The 17,748-nt window shown below is 58.7% G+C and carries 14 protein-coding genes; 12 read left to right on the forward strand and 2 right to left on the reverse strand.

Annotation, left to right across the window (positions count from 1 at the left end; translation table 11 throughout):
• Positions 1–2 precede the first annotated feature (2 nt).
• The gene (locus tag ABJM03_RS04435) at positions 3–197 is read left to right on the forward strand and encodes a SlyX family protein (RefSeq protein ID WP_348415915.1); all 195 of its coding nucleotides are present in this window, start codon (positions 3–5) and stop codon (positions 195–197) included.
• Between the two features lie 3 nt (positions 198–200).
• Here the strand turns inward: ABJM03_RS04435 and ABJM03_RS04440 are convergent, their stop codons facing one another.
• Both ABJM03_RS04440 and dnaE read right to left on the reverse strand, forming a co-directional pair.
• Entirely contained in the window at positions 201–1,145 is a 945-nt protein-coding gene (locus tag ABJM03_RS04440; RefSeq protein WP_348415916.1) for a hypothetical protein, read from the reverse strand.
• Between the two features lie 88 nt (positions 1,146–1,233).
• Positions 1,234–4,770 carry a DNA polymerase III subunit alpha gene (gene dnaE / locus ABJM03_RS04445; protein WP_348415917.1) on the reverse strand — a complete coding sequence of 1,179 codons (3,537 nt, stop codon included), beginning with the start codon at positions 4,768–4,770 and terminating at the stop codon, positions 1,234–1,236.
• A 221-nt stretch (positions 4,771–4,991) separates the two neighbouring features.
• On the opposite strand from dnaE, the gene xdhA reads away from it, so the two are divergent.
• The 11 genes from xdhA (at position 4,992) to ABJM03_RS04500 (ending at position 17,729) form a co-directional block, all read left to right on the forward strand.
• Complete coding sequence (gene xdhA, locus ABJM03_RS04450; RefSeq protein ID WP_348415919.1) at positions 4,992–6,356, forward strand: xanthine dehydrogenase small subunit; 1,365 nt, start codon at positions 4,992–4,994, stop codon at positions 6,354–6,356.
• Positions 6,353–8,647, forward strand: coding sequence for a xanthine dehydrogenase molybdopterin binding subunit (xdhB, locus tag ABJM03_RS04455; RefSeq protein ID WP_348415921.1), 2,295 nt, complete (start codon positions 6,353–6,355; stop codon positions 8,645–8,647). The genes xdhA and xdhB overlap by 4 nt, the downstream gene beginning before the upstream one ends.
• Entirely contained in the window at positions 8,640–9,422 is a 783-nt protein-coding gene (gene xdhC, locus ABJM03_RS04460; RefSeq protein ID WP_348415923.1) for a xanthine dehydrogenase accessory protein XdhC, read from the forward strand. The genes xdhB and xdhC overlap by 8 nt, the downstream gene beginning before the upstream one ends.
• Positions 9,419–10,936 (forward strand): ABC transporter ATP-binding protein, encoded by a 1,518-nt coding sequence (locus ABJM03_RS04465; RefSeq protein ID WP_348415925.1) that lies wholly within the window; start codon positions 9,419–9,421, stop codon positions 10,934–10,936. Before xdhC ends, ABJM03_RS04465 begins: the two co-directional genes overlap by 4 nt.
• Before the next feature lie 48 nt (positions 10,937–10,984).
• A complete protein-coding gene (locus ABJM03_RS04470) occupies positions 10,985–12,067 on the forward strand; it encodes an ABC transporter permease (protein ID WP_348415927.1) in 1,083 nt (360 codons plus the stop codon).
• Positions 12,067–12,987 (forward strand): ABC transporter permease, encoded by a 921-nt coding sequence (locus tag ABJM03_RS04475; protein ID WP_348415928.1) that lies wholly within the window; start codon positions 12,067–12,069, stop codon positions 12,985–12,987. Before ABJM03_RS04470 ends, ABJM03_RS04475 begins: the two co-directional genes overlap by 1 nt.
• 47 nt (positions 12,988–13,034) lie before the next feature.
• Entirely contained in the window at positions 13,035–14,129 is a 1,095-nt protein-coding gene (locus ABJM03_RS04480; protein ID WP_348415930.1) for a BMP family ABC transporter substrate-binding protein, read from the forward strand.
• Between the two features lie 165 nt (positions 14,130–14,294).
• Entirely contained in the window at positions 14,295–15,230 is a 936-nt protein-coding gene (locus tag ABJM03_RS04485) for an aldo/keto reductase (protein ID WP_348415932.1), read from the forward strand.
• Complete coding sequence (locus ABJM03_RS04490; RefSeq protein ID WP_348415934.1) at positions 15,227–16,297, forward strand: FAD-dependent oxidoreductase; 1,071 nt, start codon at positions 15,227–15,229, stop codon at positions 16,295–16,297. The genes ABJM03_RS04485 and ABJM03_RS04490 overlap by 4 nt, the downstream gene beginning before the upstream one ends.
• Entirely contained in the window at positions 16,294–16,938 is a 645-nt protein-coding gene (locus ABJM03_RS04495) for a DUF938 domain-containing protein (RefSeq protein WP_348415936.1), read from the forward strand. The genes ABJM03_RS04490 and ABJM03_RS04495 overlap by 4 nt, the downstream gene beginning before the upstream one ends.
• A gap of 2 nt (positions 16,939–16,940) precedes the next feature.
• Positions 16,941–17,729: a GH25 family lysozyme gene (locus ABJM03_RS04500; RefSeq protein WP_348415938.1), complete on the forward strand. Its 789-nt coding sequence runs from the start codon at positions 16,941–16,943 to the stop codon at positions 17,727–17,729.
• Positions 17,730–17,748: the final 19 nt, after the last annotated feature.

A 17,748-nucleotide genomic window follows, 5' to 3' on the forward strand; every position in this document is an offset into this window, starting at 1 on the left:
ATATGGAAAAACTCGAAGAACAACTTGCCCATCTGCTGCGCACCGTTGACGACCTGTCAGATATCGTGGCCCACCAGCAGGGCGAAATTGACCGCCTCAACCGCCGCGTCGAGATGTTGATGCGCCGCGAAGGCGAGCGAGAGGCCGCAGGCGGCGGTGGTGTCGTGGTCGGCGACGAACGACCGCCCCACTATTAACGGCTACTTCAGCGCGCTGGCCAAAACCTCGCCATCGTGGACAAGGAATTCTTTCCACTCGCTGTTTTCTTCGCTGAATTCATATGCGCTCACGAAAACGGTTGATTTGTCCAACTTGTCGATCTGCGCGCCGCAGGGTTTATTTTTGGACACGCGGCAGACTTTGGATTTTATCCCGTCATAGGCTGTATCCGTTGCGGCAAGGGTCATAAACTGCCCCGTGGGGCCAAACCGGATTTCCTCGTAGAATGTCGGCGCGCCCAGCAACGCATTGGCCGCCGTGAATTGACGCGGGCAATCGTCGGCAAAGCCGGTAATATAAAAGGTGCGTTTGTCTCGCGTGCCCACGCTGCTGTCATACAGCGAAAAGCCCCGCTTGCCAGAGCCTGCAACCTCGGTCCCAAGAGATTTCCCCTTGGCTTCACAGACCCGCGCGATCTGCCCAAAGGCAAGAACGGTACCGTAAGGGACGTCAGCAGCATCAGGGCCGTTGCGCGGCGCGTCTTTTTTCGCCCCTGAACCGCCAAGACCGAATAGGCCAAAACCACGCGCTTTATGTTGCTCACGCGGCTCTGCCTCTGCGGCGGGCAGCGCGGCGTATTCGACCGATGCTGACACAGTGGGTCGCGTTTCAATGATCACTGGTTCGGATTGCGCCTGCGCTGCGGCGACAGCTTCGGGGTTTGCCTCGGCGGCGCGGCGCGCGAGTTTGCGCAAAAAGCCAACTGGTTCTGTAGCAGGGGCCGGAGCGGCTGTGACCTGCGGCCCTGCCTTGGCTGCGTCAGTCCCGAAAAAAGCTTCACGCTCGACCTCATCTGCTGTTGCCAAAGCAGCGGCGGCAGGATCGGTATCGACAATATCAGCCTCACTCACCCGCCCGACACCGGCAAGCGGATCACCACAAGCGCCAAGCAAAACAACAACCGATAAAACTGGTACAAGACGCACTGTGTTCCCCCCACGACAATCCTAACATTGTATTAACGTCGCAGGGCCATAGCGTCCAGTAAGACGATCTCTTTGGGCGGTTTTTCGACTAGATCTCTTCGACTTCGACCACACCACCCAGTGAACGAATGGCACCTTTGATCTGTGGCGTCACAGGGAATTCGGCCCCCAGATCGACCTCGACCTCACCGGGCAGTGCGGGATCCATCAAACATAGATGCACCGGCCCCTTACCTGCCGCCCTTGCTGCCGCACGCGCACCTTCAAGCACCTCGGAAACCGCTGCAATCGCTGAGGGGTTTTCCACAAAAATGCGCAACCCCATACCGCCGACATCCGCCACAGCCATCTCGATAGGGACCACACTGCGCCCCAACAGCTTGAGCTGGTCGCTCTCCATTGTGGCCTCGACGGTCAGCACCACCTTCGATCCCGTCTCAAGATGGTCGCGACACGCCTCAAGCGTATCCGAGAACAGCGTGACCTCATATCCCCCCGCCGGATCAGACAGCTGTGCAAATGCAAAGCGGTTGCCGCGTGCAGATTTTCGCTCCTGCCGTCCAGCGACGACACCAGCCAAACGCGCATTCATCGCGCCACGGTCGGCCACTTTCTCTGTCAGCTCGTCCAGCGTCAGGAAAGGCACGCCACGGTCATTACCCCATTTGCGTTTCAGCGGCCCCATATAGTCATCCAACGGATGGCCCGACAGGTAGAAGCCAACGGCCTTGAACTCTTCGGTCAGGCGTTCGGGTGCTTCCCAGTCATCACAAGGCACCATGCGCGGCTCGGGCAGGTCATCACCTGCTTCGCCAAACAACGACACCTGATTAGAGGCTTTTTGTTCGTGGATCGCCGCGGAATAGGCCACCAACGGGTCTAACGCGCCAAACACACGACGGCGGTTGGAATCCAATACGTCAAACGCCCCCGAACGGGCCAACATTTCAAGCGGACGTTTACCCACGCGCTTGAGGTCGACGCGGCGTGCAAGGTCAAACAACGTGGCAAAAGGCTTATCCACACCCTCAACCTTGCGGCCTTCGGTGATGAGCTTCATCGCTTCGACGCCTACGTTTTTCAGCGCGCCCAGCGCATAAACCAGCGCGCCATCCACCACTTTGAACGTCGCATCCGAGCGGTTCACGCAGGGCGGCACCCAAGGCAGCTCCAACCGCTTGCGCACTTCTTCGAAATACACGGCCAGCTTATCGGTCAGGTGGATATCGCAGTTCATCACACCGGCCATAAATTCGACCGGATGGTTCGCCTTGAGCCATGCCGTCTGATAGCTCACCACTGCATAGGCGGCGGCGTGGGATTTGTTGAAGCCGTAGTTGGCGAATTTCTCCAGAAGGTCAAAAACCTCACTGGCTTTCTTCTTGTCGACGCCATTGGCCATGGCGCCCTTTTCGAATTTGGGCCGTTCCTTGGCCATTTCTTCGGCGATCTTTTTACCCATCGCACGGCGCAGCAGGTCAGCACCGCCAAGGCTGTAGCCCGCCATGACCTGCGCAATCTGCATAACCTGTTCTTGGTAAACAATAATACCTTGGGTTTCTTCCAGAATATGATCAATAGACGGGTGCACGGATTCGCGCTCTTTCATCCCGTTTTTGACTTCACAATAGGTCGGAATGTTTTCCATCGGGCCGGGACGGTACAAAGCCACAAGCGCCACGATGTCCTCAATACAGGTGGGTTTCATGCGCTTGAGCGCATCCATCATGCCCGAGCTTTCCACCTGAAACACCGCCACGGTTTTAGCCGAGGCATACAGTTTGTAGGATACCTCGTCGTCCAGCGGGATGGTCGAAATATCATCCAGCAACCCCTGCGGCGGCTCGAATAATTGCGCGCCATCGGCGCTTTGGTGCAGATGGCGGCCCGATGATTTAATCTGGTCCACCGCGTTCTGGATTACGGTCAGGGTTTTCAGGCCCAAAAAGTCGAATTTGACCAGCCCCGCCTGTTCCACCCATTTCATATTGAACTGGGTCGCTGGCATATCCGATCGCGGATCCTGATAGAGCGGGACCAGCGCATCCAGCGGGCGGTCTCCGATCACAACACCCGCCGCGTGGGTCGAGGCATTGCGCAACAGCCCTTCGACCTGCTGGCCGTAGTCAAGCAAGCGCGCGACAACCTCTTCGTTCTTTGCCTCTTCGCGCAACCGCGGTTCATCCGCCAGCGCTTTTTCAATAGAGACGGGTTTCACCCCCTCCACAGGGATCATCTTGGACAGGCGGTCCACCTGCCCGTAAGGCATCTGCAGCACGCGGCCAATATCGCGCACAGCAGCCTTGGACAGCAGCGCACCAAAGGTAATGATCTGGCCCACACGGTCGCGGCCGTACTTCTCTTGCACATAACGGATGACCTCTTCGCGGCGGTCCATGCAAAAGTCGATGTCAAAGTCGGGCATGGAAACCCGTTCGGGGTTCAGGAACCGCTCGAACAGCAAGGAATAGCGTAGCGGGTCAAGATCCGTGATCAACAGCGCATAAGCCACAAGGCTACCCGCACCAGACCCACGCCCCGGCCCCACGGGGATACCCATATCCTTGGACCATTTGATAAAATCGGCAACGATCAGAAAATAGCCGGGGAACCCCATGCCCTCAATGATCCCCAGCTCGAACTCGAGCCGCTCCTCATATTCTGACACTTCCGCGGCATGGGGGATAATGGCCAATCGCGCCTTGAGCCCCTCTTGTGCCTGACGGCGCAGCTCGGCCACCTCGTCGTCGGCAAATTTCGGCAAGATCGGGTCGCGGCGATAAGCCTGAAAGGCGCAGCGCTTGGCGATTTCAACCGTGTTTTCGATCGCTTCCGGCAGATCCGCAAACAGGGTGATCATCTCGGCCTGCGACTTGAAGTAATGCTGCGTGGTCAACCGGCGACGGCCGTCTTGCTGATCGACATAGGCCCCCTCAGAAATACAAATCAGCGCATCATGGGCTTCATACATATCTGCCTTGGGAAAATAGACGTCATTGGTCGCCACCAACGGCAGCTCCATCGCATAGGCCATCTCAACAAAACCGCGTTCTGTCAGGCGCTCAGGCTCTGGCGCACCATTCTCGCCCGGATGGCGCTGAAGCTCCACATAAAGGCGGTCGCCAAAGGCTTCTTTGAGCGTATCCATCAAGGCCTGAGCGGCTGGGCGTTGCCCATTTTGCAGCAACATTCCCACCGGCCCCATGGCCCCCCCCGTAAGGCAGATCACATCAGAGGCATTGGTCGCCAACTCTTCCATCGTGACCTGCGGCAGTGCCCCGCCTTTATCCAGATACAGGCATGAATTGAGCTTCATCAGGTTTTCATAGCCCCGCTCGCTTTGTGCCAGCAGCACAACGGGCGCAGGCGCACGCGGTTTCTCACCGGGGCCTGCTTTTACGTACTCAAGATCAACCTGACAGCCGACAATGGGCTGCACACCTGCCCCGGACATTGCCACCGAAAATTCCAGCGCGGCGAACATATTGTTCGTATCGGTCAGCGCCAGTGCGGGCATACCAGCCTGCTTACAGAAATCCGGCAGCTTTTTTAGCCGCATCGCCCCTTCCAAAAGTGAGTATTCGGAATGGGTGCGCAGGTGAATGAATCGGGGGGAATTGCTCATGCCGCAAGCTTAGTCCTTCTCGCCCATGGCCTCTAGCGTGAAAACGTCGCGGCCCGTTCCGATGTGCAAAGAAATTCCGCTCTGGCCTCGCAGCGCCACGTCACCCCGCCAAAGGACTTGCAAAAGCATCCGGCTCCACCGTAGCCTAACGCTGCCCCCGTGTTCTACGCCGCATCGAACAGGGTCTTGCAGGATATTGGTACCGCGGCGGGGTTTTCCCCATGCACATCTCTTTTATGCTCAACCACACGCCTGTCACTCTGACAGACGCGCCCCTGACAACGACCCTTTTGGATTGGCTACGCGAAGAACGTGGTCTATGCGGCACAAAAGAAGGCTGCAATGAAGGCGACTGCGGGGCTTGCACCGTCATGGTCAGCGATAGGGACGGCAGCAAGCCGCTGAATGCTTGCATCCTGCTGCTGCCCCAGATCAACGGCAAGCACGTGACCACTGTGGAAGGTTTGGCCTCTGGCGACGGGGAACTGCACCCCGTGCAGCAGGCGATGGTGACACACCACGGCAGCCAATGCGGTTTCTGCACCCCCGGCTTTGTGATGAGCATGGCCACCGCCCATCTGAACGGTGAGACAGACCATGACACGGCCCTTGCAGGTAATCTGTGCCGTTGCACCGGCTATGCACCGATCATCCGCGCAGCAAAAGCCGCGCGAAATGCAGCTGTCCCCGCCCACCTGAAATCCCTGCCCTTGCCCCAAGCATCCCCTCAGGAAAGTTTTCAGCCCCCAAACGCTGATGCGTTGGCCGCGTTGTATACTGCTCATCCCGACGCGACCTTAATCGCGGGGGCAACGGATGTGGGACTTTGGATCACCAAACAACTGCGCGCTTTGGACAAGGTGATTTTTCTTAACGCCTGCGCCGATCTGCGCGGCATCACGCACAACGCCGAGGGCTGGCGCATTGGCGCAATGACCACGATTGCCCAAGTTGAACACAGCCTCGCGCCGCATTTCCCGAGCCTTGGGCGAATGCTGCGCCGCTATGGCTCTGCTCAGGTACGGGCGGTGGCCACGTTGGGCGGTAATATCGCCAATGGTTCGCCTATCGGAGATGGCAGCCCCGCGATGATCGCGCTTGGTGCCACGCTGCATCTGCGCTGCGGTGATACGCGCCGCATGATGCCGGTTGAGGATTTCTTTGTCTCTTACGGCAAACAGGACCGCCGCGTGGGTGAATTTGTCGAAGCGATCTCAATCCCCGCGCAGGCAGATACATTACACTGCTACAAGCTGTCCAAACGATTTGATCAGGACATCTCTGCCGTGTGTGGCTGCTTGAATCTGCCCGTACTGGACGGGAAATTTCACTGCACCCGATTGGCGTTTGGAGGCATGGCCGGCACCCCGGCCCGCGCACCCAAAGCCGAAGCGGCGCTGAACGGGCAAAGTGTTTCCCGTGCAACAATCGACGCGGCAATTGCAGCACTTGCCCAAGACTTTGACCCCATGTCAGATATGCGGGCCTCTGCCAGCTACCGTATGAAGGCCGCGCAGAATATGCTGCTGCGCGCCTATCTCGACATCACTGGTACGCAGACCGACCTGCACGCGGTGCAGCCATGAGCACCGCAAAGCCCCTCCCCCATGACGCGGCCGCGCTGCATGTCGCGGGCACTGCACGCTATGTGGATGATATCCCGACCCCTGCCGGTACTTTGCACCTCGCCTTTGGCCTAAGCAGCCAAGCCTGCGGCACAATCACCGCGATGGACCTTGAGGCGGTGCGATCCGCCCCTGATGTTATCGCTGTGCTGACCGCCGATGATCTGCCCTTTGCCAATGATGTGTCTCCCTCCAACCACGATGAGCCGTTGCTGTCGGACGAGACGATCCATTATCTTGGCCAGCCCTTGTTTCTGGTTGTTGCCACCAGTCACCTCGCCGCCCGCAAGGCGGCGCGCTTGGCCAATGTAGCGGTCAAAGAACAGCCCCCTATTCTTACAATAGACCAGGCTCTCGCCGCCAATAGCCGCTTCGAGGAAGGCCCGCGCATCTATGCAAAAGGCGATGCCGCCAAGGCGCTGACCGGTGCAACTCATAGCCTAAGCGGAAAGATCGAAATCGGCGGGCAGGAGCATTTCTATCTCGAAGGGCAATGCGCCCTTGCCCTACCGGGGGAAGATGGCGACATGCTGGTTCACAGCTCAACCCAGCACCCCACCGAAATACAGCACAAAGTGGCCGAGGCCATTGGCCTGCCCATGCACGCCGTGCGGGTCGAAACACGGCGCATGGGCGGCGGGTTCGGCGGTAAGGAAAGTCAGGGAAACGCGCTTGCCGTGGCCTGTGCCATTGCCGCACGCGCCACGGGGCACCCTTGCAAGATGCGCTATGACCGTGACGACGATATGATCATCACCGGCAAACGGCATGATTTCCGCATCGAATATACGGTCGGGTTCGAAAAGGACGGGCTGCTGACGGCGATCGACTTTACCCATTATGCGCGCTGCGGATGGGCCATGGATCTAAGCCTGCCTGTCGCAGACCGTGCCATGCTGCATGCTGACAATGCCTATAACCTTGAGCATGTGCGCATCACTTCGCACCGCCTGAGGACAAACACCCAAAGCGCTACCGCCTTTCGGGGGTTCGGCGGCCCGCAAGGCATCGTGGGGATTGAGCGGGTGATGGACCATATCGCTGCGCATCTGGGTCTTGACCCGCTGGCCGTGCGCCGCGCCAATCTGTACCGCGACAGTCTCAAAGCGACCGCAGTACAAACGACCCCCTATGACCAACCCGTTGAGGATTGCATCATTCACGCATTGGTGGACCGGCTTGAGGAAAGCGCGGAATACACCGCCCGCCGCCAGACAATTGCCGATTGGAACGCAACCCAGCCTGTCCTCAAACGGGGTATCGCCCTCACCCCTGTCAAATTCGGGATTTCCTTTACGCTGACCCACCTCAATCAGGCTGGCGCGCTGGTGCATGTCTATCAGGACGGCTCGATCCATCTGAACCACGGCGGAACCGAGATGGGACAGGGTCTTTTTCAGAAGGTCGCACAGATCGCCGCAGCGGAGTTTGGCGTGCCTTTGGCACAGGTCAAGATCACAGCCACGGACACCGCAAAAGTGCCCAACACCTCTGCCACTGCTGCAAGCTCTGGCACAGATCTGAACGGGATGGCGGTATTGGATGCATGCCGAACAATACGCAGCCGTATGGCAACGCATATCGCCGGCCTTTCAGGAATTGATGAAAGCGACATAAGGTTCAAGGACGGGCAGGTCATCGCCGGCACAACCAGCCGCACCTTCGCCCAAGCGGCCCAAAGCAGCTATGAAGCGCGGATCAGCCTCTCGGCCACGGGGTTTTACAAAACCCCCGACATCAAATGGGACCGGATCGCAGGCAAGGGCCGCCCGTTTTTCTACTTTGCTTATGGCGCGGCGGTCACCGAAGTGGTCATTGATACGCTTACCGGCGAAAACCGCATTCTACGCGCGGATATCCTGCATGACGCTGGCCAATCGCTGAACCCGGCGCTGGATATCGGCCAGATTGAAGGGGGCTATGTGCAGGGCGCGGGTTGGCTCACCACCGAAGAGCTGGTGTGGGACGAGCGCGGCGCGCTCAAGACCCACGCGCCTGCGACCTATAAAATTCCTGCCTGCTCAGATCGACCTGATATCTTCAATGTAGCGTTATGGGACCAACCCAACCCTGCACGCACGGTCTATCGCTCCAAGGCAGTGGGTGAGCCGCCGTTCATGTTGGGCATTTCAGCGTGGAGCGCATTGGCCGATGCTGTACAGGCTTGCGGATCGACCTATGCAGACCTACAGGCCCCCGCAACGGCAGAAGCGGTACTTACTGCGGTTACACGAGCCAAAAGCGATGGATGACCGACAAGCCCTTATTTATGTCGAGATCACCGGCACACGCGGCTCTACACCGCGTGATACCGGCACGGTGATGATCGTAGGCGCGCAGACCACAAAGCAGACCATCGGTGGCGGCGCCCTTGAGCTTCGGGCGATCAAAACGGCCCGCAAAATCCTTGCGCAAGGCAGTGAAGAGTACAGCGAGACGATCCCCCTTGGTCCAAGCCTTGGACAGTGTTGTGGTGGCGCGGTCACGCTGCGCTATACCTACACGCCTCCTGTTTTCGCGCGCGAGCTGGATCAGTTTACCGTCCACCGGATCATCACGAAACCCCCACATCCCAAACACCTTTGGCTTTGGGGGGCGGGGCACCTCGGCCGCGCAGTCGTCACAGCCGCGCCACCCCAAGCGTTCAAGATCACATGGGTAGACGATGCCACCGATCGCTTTCCTGCGCGCATCCCAAGCCACGTCACCCAAACCCCTGCGACCGACATGCCCCTGCTGGCAACACGCGCGCCGGATTATGCGCATCATCTGATCTTTACCTACTCCCACGAGATTGATCTGGCCCTTTGCGCTGCATTGCTGAAGCGCGGCGCAGCCAGCATCGGCGTCATCGGGTCAGACACGAAATGGGCGCGGTTTTCCAAACGTCTGCGCGCCATGGGCCTTGATCCTGCGCCGATCACCTGCCCCATCGGGGATAAATCCCTTGGCAAACACCCCGACCGGATTGCACAAGGGGTGGTGCGCGCACTACTGTCGGATACGCAAATCGAGGCCCTTCTATGACCCAACCACTGCTGTCCCTCAGCGCTTTGACCAAAGCCTACCCCGGCGTTGTCGCCAACGACGACGTATCGCTAAGCATTGCCCCCGGTGAGGTCCACGCATTGCTGGGCGAAAACGGTGCGGGCAAATCGACGTTGGTCAAAATGATCTACGGGTTGGTAAAGCCGGACAGCGGCCAGATGGAAATCAACGGCACCCCCTTTACCCCGTCCGAACCGCGCGCCGCACGGGCCGCAGGTGTCGGCATGGTGTTCCAGCATTTCTCGCTTTTTGATGCGATGAGCGTTGCGGAAAACATCGCCCTTGGCATGGAGGACGCCCCCAAGCTTAGCTTGCTTAGCGATAAAATCACCGCCGTCTCCGAAGCCTACGGCCTACCGCTCTCTCCCGACCGGATCGTGGGTAACCTCTCTGCTGGTGAGCGGCAACGGGTCGAGATCATCCGTTGCCTGCTACAAGACCCCAAGCTGCTCATCATGGATGAACCGACCTCGGTGCTGACGCCGCAAGAGGTTGAAATCCTGTTTAAAACCCTGCGCAAACTCAGCGCAGAGGGCACCGCGATCCTGTATATCTCACATAAGCTCGAAGAAATTCGCAGCCTATGTGACAGCGCTACAATTCTACGGCTGGGCAAGGTTGTGGGCCATTGCACCCCGCGCGAGACGACCGCGCGCGACATGGCAGAAATGATGGTGGGCAAGTTATTGCAGACCCCCACACGCGCCCCCCAAACCGCTGGTGAGGTTATTTTGCGCCTGACCGAACTAAAGGCACCTGCCCCCAATGCCTTTGGTATAGCGCTCAAAGGTATCAGCCTTGATCTGCGGGCGGGTGAGGTGCTTGGGATTGGTGGAGTTGCGGGCAACGGGCAGGACGAACTATTGGCCGCCCTTTCAGGTGAACGCCCCGTGCCGCGCGGTATGATTGAATATAAGGGAGAGGACATCGGCCCGCTTTCTCCGACGGCACGACGGATGCGCGGCGTACTTGCCGCCCCCGAAGAGCGCATGGGCCATGCCGCTGCGCCTGATATGTCACTTGTGGAAAACGCGATGCTTACCGGTGCCCAGCGCCAAGGGCTAGAGCAGCACGGTTTTCTAAGCTGGCCTGCGGCGACACAATTTGCACATGCGATCATCGAACGATTTGACGTGCGCACACCGGGGCCACAGGCCGCTGCGCGATCTTTGTCGGGCGGGAATTTGCAGAAATTCGTGATCGGCCGCGAAGTAATGCAACAGCCCGAGGTATTTGTCGTCAACCAACCCACATGGGGTGTGGATGCCTCTGCTGCGGCGGCGATCCGTCAGGCGCTGCTGGACCTTTCCCAAGCCGGCGCTGCCCTGATTGTGATCAGTCAGGATCTGGACGAGCTGATGGAGATCTCCGACCGTTTTGCCGCGCTCAACGAAGGCCGCCTGACTGAGCCACGCCCCGCCTTGGGCATTACAGTCGAAGAAATCGGTCTGATGATGGGCGGTGCCCACGGCATGGAGGTGGCGCATGCGTGACCTTCCGTCCTTCGAGTTTATGATTGTACTATTGATGTGGGACCGAAAATGATCGCCCTTGTAAAACGTCCCGAGCCGAGCCGTGCCTTTTCGCTTGCGACACCCTTGCTGGCCGTCCTGGCGACTATGTTTTTTGGCGGGCTGCTGTTTGCCTTGCTGGGCAAAGACCCGTTTGAGGCCATCCGCACGATTTTCTGGGAGCCGCTTTTTGGTGAATTCGCCTTTTTCTATCGCCCCCAGCTTTTGATCAAAGGTGCGCCTTTGGTGTTGATCGCCATCGGCCTTAGCCTCGGGTTCAAGGCAGGTATCTGGAACATTGGTGCTGAGGGTCAGTATATCATGGGTGCATTGTTTGGCGCGGGTACGGGACTGGCATTTTACCCGACAGAGAGCGCGCTGATCTTCCCGTTGATGGTATTGGCTGGAGCCTTTGGCGGCTGGATTTGGGCCATGATCCCCGCAGTGCTGCGGGTAAAATTCGGCACCAATGAAATTCTTGTCTCGCTCATGCTGGTCTATGTGGCCGAACAGTTCCTCGCCTCTATGTCTTTGGGTCTGCTGAAAAACCCCGAAGGCTTCGGATTTCCGGGGAGCCGCAATCTGCAACAATACCCGGCGGCCCATAACGCAGAGCTAATCGCCGGATCTGGTATGCATTGGGGGGTTGTCGCAGCATTCATCGCCGTGATTTTTGCCTATGTCCTTCTCGCGCGTCACCGGCTTGGGTTTGCCATTCGGGTCACTGGCAATGCCCCGCGTGCAGCAGCATTTTCAGGTGTAAACCCCGCACGGCTGGTGCTGTTTTGTCTGGGCCTTTCCGGCATGCTTGCAGGGCTTGCTGGCATGTTCGAGGTCACCGGCCCCGCGGGACAGGTCACCATTGATTTCAACGTCGGTTACGGGTTCACCGCGATTATCGTGGCATTTCTGGGCCGGTTGCATCCTGTCGGTATTCTGCTGGCGGGCGGATTAATGGCGCTCACCTATATTGGCGGCGATATTGCGCAATCCAAACTGGGCCTGCCCGCAGCGGCCATTCAGGTGTTCCAAGGCATGTTGCTGTTCTTCTTGCTGGCCTTTGACTTGTTCACAAATTACCGGCTGCAATTTGGCCGGACGGAGGTCGCGTAATGGATTTATCTGCCATCAATCCCATCCTCTTCATCGCGGGCTTCTTTGTCGCCGCGACCCCGCTGATCTTTGCCGCTATCGGCGAGCTGGTGGTCGAACGCACAGGCGTTCTGAACCTTGGTGTGGAAGGCATGATGATCATCGGAGCCATCTGCGGCTTTGCAACCGCCGTCGAAACCGGCTCTCCCCTGCTGGGGTTTGTGGCCGCAGCCTTGGGCGGTGCCGCGCTGAGCCTGCTGTTTGCCTTTCTCACGCAGGTCATGCTGGCCAATCAGGTCGCCTCGGGGTTGGCGCTGACGCTCTTCGGGCTTGGGTTCTCTGCCCTGCTCGGCCAAAGCTATGTCGGGGTCAAACCGCCCCGCCTTGGGGATGTCAATTTTGGCCCCTTGGCCGATATTCCCGTCATCGGCCCCGTTTTCCTGAGCCATGACATCATCGTCTACCTTGGCCTTGCCTTGGTGGTCGCTGTTTGGGCAACCTTGAAATTCACCCGTACCGGTCTGGTGCTGCGCGCTGTTGGGGAAAACCACGATGCCGCCCATGCATTGGGTTTCAAGGTCAAGCGCGTGCGCATGTTTGCCATTTTGTTTGGCGGTGCCTGTGCGGGAGTGGGCGGTGCTTACATATCGCTCATCCGCGTGCCCCAATGGACCGAAGGCATGACCGCCGGTGTCGGCTGGATCGCACTTGCCCTTGTGGTATTCGCCTCGTGGCGGCCATTGCGCGTTTTGCTGGGTGCCTATCTTTTTGGCGGCCTTGTGCAATTGCAGCTCAATCTGCAAGGCGCGGGCGTTGCCATTCCTGTCGAATATCTGGCAATGTCGCCTTACGTTATCACCATCGTCGTCCTTGTCCTGTTGTCGCGCTCAAAAACCGCCGCACCAGGATCACTAGGGCGCATTTTCCATGCCTCATCATGAGGCCACACCGCAAAAGCGGAAAAAAGACCAACTGGGAGAAACCTGATATGACATTCACCAAACGGGCCGTTACAAAACTGTTGGCCGGCGCTGCACTGGCAGCGGGCCTTGCCACCGGCGCTGCCGCTGACGACCACGAGAAAACCAAAGTAGGATTTGTCTACGTAGGCCCGATCGGCGACGGCGGCTGGACCTATGAGCACAACAAAGGCCGCGAAGCGGTTGAAGCGGAATTCGGCGATAAGGTCGAAACCGTATTCGTCGAAAGCGTGGCCGAGGGCCCCGATTCCGAGCGTGTAATGACCCAGATGGCGCTGGACGGTGCCGATCTGATTTTCACCACCTCCTTTGGTTATATGGACCCGACCATCAGTGTCGCCTCCAAGTTCCCGAACGTAAAGTTTGAGCACGCGACAGGCTACAAACGGGCCGACAACGTCTCGACCTATTCCGCGCGCTTCTATGAAGGCCGTGCCATTCAGGGCCACATCGCGGGCAAGATGACCAAATCCAACATCATCGGCTATATCGCGTCCTACCCGATCCCCGAAGTCATCCGTGGCATCAACTCGGCCTATATTCACGCCAAGAAAGTGAACCCGGACGTCGAGTTCAAAATCATCTGGGCCTACACATGGTTTGATCCGGCCAAGGAAGCAGACGCCGCCAAAACCCTGATCGACCAAGGCGCGGATGTCGTTCTGCAACATACCGATTCCACAGCTCCGCAAGCGGCAGCACAGGAAGCGGGCAATGTGATCACCTTTGGCCAAGCCTCTGACATGGCGCAATACGGCCCCATGCCACGCGTCTCATCCATCATTGATGACTGGGCACCTTACTACATCGCGCGCACGAAGGCCGTGATGGACGGCACATGGGAAAGCACGGACACATGGGACGGCATCGGTGCTGGCATGGTCGGCATCGGCGAGATCTCTGACGCTGTGCCTGCGGACGTGAAAGAAGAAGCACTGGCGCTCAAGGCGTCGCTGGCAGACGGTTCCTACCATGCCTTTACCGGCCCACTGAACAAGCAGGACGGCTCTGTGTTTCTGGCCGAAGGCGAAACAGCCGACGACGGCACATTGGCTGGCATGAACTTCTATGTCGAAGGCATTGAGGGTGAAATCCCGCAATAAGCCTGCGCAATCTTAAACTTTGAGAGGCCCTGCCATCTGGCGGGGCCTTTTTTATGGTGCAGCTTCGCGGCGTCGGTCTATTGCCTTCACGCCAGCACGCAAAAAGACTCCATTCAAAACACAGCGCCCATTGATCAAGCTGCGCAACAATGTCACCAAAAGCGGATGAAACACGCACTCACCAGCCTTGATGGCACCGCTGCCAGCCGCCTTGCCTTTGGCACCATGCAATTTGGCGGCAATGCCGATGCCGCAGCCTCCCAAGCGATGTTTGATGCAGCGATTGACGCTGGCATCACCCATTTTGACACGGCTCATGTCTATACGGGGGGTGCCTCTGAGACGCTGCTGGGCAGTATGGTCAAAACACAACGGGACCGGCTGATCATCGCCACCAAAGCGGCCTATACGGGCGGTGCAGGCCGCGCCAATATCCTTGCCTCGGCAGAGACATCCCGTCAGCGGATGGGGCTGGATATATTGGACGTGCTATACCTGCACCGTTTTGATCCCGACACCGATATGCACGAGAGTTTCGAGGCACTGGCAGCGCTGCGCGATCAGGGCATCATCCGGTATGTCGGCATCTCGAACTTTGCGGCTTGGCAGGCTGTAAAAGCAACCGGCATCGCCGCGACATTCGACCTTCCCATCACATTGATCCAACCGATGTATAGTTTGGTCAAACGGCAGGCAGAGGTCGAGATCCTGCCAATGGCACAGGATTTGGGAATGAACTGCGCCCCCTATTCACCGCTTGGCGGCGGATTGTTGACCGGCAAATACGCCAGCAGCGGTGAGGGACGGTTGACCGAAGATGACCGCTATGCCGCGCGCTATAACTTTGCCCATATGCACAATGCCGCCAAAGAGCTCCCCAAGATCGCAGAGCGCGAAGGCGTGCATCCCGCGACGCTCGCTGTGGCTTGGGCTGCGGCCCATGCAACGGCGCCAATGCCGATCATCTCTGCACGCTCTGCCGCGCAGCTCACCCCTTCTCTGGCAGCAATGGATTATAAAATGGTACCCGCGCTTTATAACGAAATCGCCGCATTGGTCCCTGCCCCGCCCCCCGCCACAGATCGCGCGGAGGAAGCATGACCGATATCATTGTCATCGGTGGCGGCATCGCTGGCCTTTCTGCTGCGGCACGCCTGTCGGCAGATGCAAAGGTAACCGTCCTCGAAATGGAAAGTGCCACAGGCTATCACGCCTCCGGCCGCTCTGCCGCCCTCATCGAGGAAAACTATGGCGCACCATCGGTCCAAGCCCTCAACCGCGCAAGTATGGCGTATTTTCAGGAGGGCAACTACCTGAGCCAGCGCGGCCTGATGATCGTGGCCACAGGCGATGACGAAGACGCCTTTCGCGCGGATCTAGACCATATGGGGGTCGCTGAGATTTCCCCAAGCGAGGCCTGCGGCCATGTGCCCATCCTCGACCCTGCCAAGGTCGGCTTTGCCGGATACCACGCCGAAGCTTTTGACATTGATACAGACCGGCTGATGCAGGATTTTGTTCGGACGCTGCGCGACAATGGTGGGCAGGTGATCACCGATGCCACCGTCACAGCCATCCGGCAGGACGTCCACGGCTGGCACATCAGTGCCGGTGCCGATTATAGCGCTCCGACGCTGGTGAATGCCGCCGGCGCATGGGCCGATCTTATCGCTGGCATCGCCGGTGTCACGCCGCTGGGCATCGTGCCGCACCGCCGCTCCATGGCGCGGCTTGCTGCTCCTGGGGACCACGACACTCGCAACTGGCCTATGTTTTTCGGCACAAATGAAAGCTGGTACGCCAAGCCTGACGCAGGCGCGCTGCTGGTCTCTCCCGCAGAAGAAGCCGCGACCTATCCTCACGATGCTTTTGCCGATGATATGGTGCTAGCCGAGGGGCTTGATAGATATCAGCAGATGGTGACCGAACAGGTCACCCGCCCGATCGCCACATGGGGCGGTTTGCGCAGCTTTGCCCCCGACCGCACGCTTGTGCTGGGCCGTGATGCTCATACGCCCGAATTCATCTGGTGCGCGGGCCAAGGCGGCTATGGTTTTCAAACATCGCCCGCTGCCTCTGCGCTACTGGCGGATCTCGCAAACGGGCGCAGGCCCGCATTGGACGCAGAGACCGTGAACGCCCTGCGCCCCGAAAGGTTACAAGTATGAGCAAGCTCCCCACCAGTGCCAGCGTCGCCACCCCCGTTGAAGGGGCCAAGCTTTCGGCGCCCTCGGCCCTGCGCAATCTGCCTGTTATCCTTGAGCTGATGCAGTCCCATGCACCCGCGCAAGGCCGCGCGCTTGAGATCGCTTCCGGCACGGGGCAACATGTCACGGCTCTTGCCAAAACCTTTCCGAACATCGACTGGTTTCCCACCGAAATTTCATCCGAGCGCATTGCGAGTATTGACGCCTATGCCACCGAGGCATCGGTTCCGAATTTACAGCCGGCACAGATGCTTGACGCAGCACAGAGCGGTTGGGCAGCGCAGAATTCCCCCTTTGATCTAATCTATCTTGGCAATCTGTTGCACCTAATCCCGCTGGGCGCCGCACAAACTATTCTGACGGAAACGGCCCAGGCTCTGGCCCCTTCTGGCACTGCCATATTCTATGGCCCCTTCATGCGTTGCGGCGTGCTGACATCCGAGGGCGACGCCCGTTTTGATGCACAACTGCGCGAAGCGGACCCTGATATCGGCTACAAGGACGACCAATGGGTAAATGATGTACTGACAGGATGCGGCCTGAGCGTTACGGTAGAGGCCATGCCAGCCAATAACATCGCCTTTATCGCCAGACGGGATTGAATATGAAATTTGCCTCCCCCCTATGCGCCATATTGATCGCCTTGCTTGCGGCCTGTGGCGGGGGGGACGGCAGAACGGTCCCTGTCGGCCAAGCTGTTCCAGCCAATTTCCGCGATACCGATCCGGTCGCTTTCAAGGCCGAGCGCCCCGCGCGTTTTCCCGTGCACGGTATTGATGCCGCGCGGTTCCAGACCAGCATCAACTGGAAACAAGCCCGCAATAGCGGTGTGAACTTTGCCTTTATCAAGGCCACCGAAGGCGGTGACCTGCTGGATCCGTCATTCAAAGATCACTGGCGCGGCGCGGGCCATGCAGGCGTCGCACGCGGGGCTTATCATTTCTATTATTTCTGCACCTCACCCGAAGATCAGGCCCGTTGGTTCATCAAAAACGTACCGCGTACCAAGGGTATGATGCCGCCTGTGCTTGATATGGAATGGAACCCCTTTTCGCCCACCTGCGCGCACCGCCGCCCCGACGCACGGGTGGTCCAAGATGAAATGCGCCGCTGGCTGCGTATCGTCGAGGCGCATTATGGCCAACGCCCCATCATCTATACCACGCCGCGGTTCTACAAGGAAAACGAGTTGGCGGGTTTCAGAGGTTATGAATACTGGCTGCGCACCACCGCCAAATCCCCGCGTGAGGCCTATCCGCGCCAAAGCTGGCGGTTCTGGCAATATTCCATGACCGGTCTGATTGACGGGATCGCGGGGGAAGTAGACCTGAACACCTTCAATGGTAGCGCGGCGGAATGGTCGGTTTGGTTAAACACACGCAGCCACCGCTAATCAACTGCAACAGCCAGCC

Origin of the sequence: Sulfitobacter sp. (assembly GCF_039977885.1) — a bacterium.
Classification (GTDB): Bacteria; Pseudomonadota; Alphaproteobacteria; order Rhodobacterales; family Rhodobacteraceae; genus Sulfitobacter.

Coding starts and splice junctions, on each gene's coding strand:
- ABJM03_RS04435 (WP_348415915.1), top strand. CDS start 3: ATGGAAAAACTCGAAGAACAACTTGCCCATCTGCTGCGCACCGTTGAC.
- dnaE (WP_348415917.1), bottom strand. CDS start 4,770: ATGAGCAATTCCCCCCGATTCATTCACCTGCGCACCCATTCCGAATAC.
- xdhA (WP_348415919.1), top strand. CDS start 4,992: ATGCACATCTCTTTTATGCTCAACCACACGCCTGTCACTCTGACAGAC.
- xdhB (WP_348415921.1), top strand. CDS start 6,353: ATGAGCACCGCAAAGCCCCTCCCCCATGACGCGGCCGCGCTGCATGTC.
- xdhC (WP_348415923.1), top strand. CDS start 8,640: ATGGATGACCGACAAGCCCTTATTTATGTCGAGATCACCGGCACACGC.
- ABJM03_RS04465 (WP_348415925.1), top strand. CDS start 9,419: ATGACCCAACCACTGCTGTCCCTCAGCGCTTTGACCAAAGCCTACCCC.
- ABJM03_RS04470 (WP_348415927.1), top strand. CDS start 10,985: ATGATCGCCCTTGTAAAACGTCCCGAGCCGAGCCGTGCCTTTTCGCTT.
- ABJM03_RS04475 (WP_348415928.1), top strand. CDS start 12,067: ATGGATTTATCTGCCATCAATCCCATCCTCTTCATCGCGGGCTTCTTT.
- ABJM03_RS04480 (WP_348415930.1), top strand. CDS start 13,035: ATGACATTCACCAAACGGGCCGTTACAAAACTGTTGGCCGGCGCTGCA.
- ABJM03_RS04485 (WP_348415932.1), top strand. CDS start 14,295: ATGAAACACGCACTCACCAGCCTTGATGGCACCGCTGCCAGCCGCCTT.
- ABJM03_RS04490 (WP_348415934.1), top strand. CDS start 15,227: ATGACCGATATCATTGTCATCGGTGGCGGCATCGCTGGCCTTTCTGCT.
- ABJM03_RS04495 (WP_348415936.1), top strand. CDS start 16,294: ATGAGCAAGCTCCCCACCAGTGCCAGCGTCGCCACCCCCGTTGAAGGG.
- ABJM03_RS04500 (WP_348415938.1), top strand. CDS start 16,941: ATGAAATTTGCCTCCCCCCTATGCGCCATATTGATCGCCTTGCTTGCG.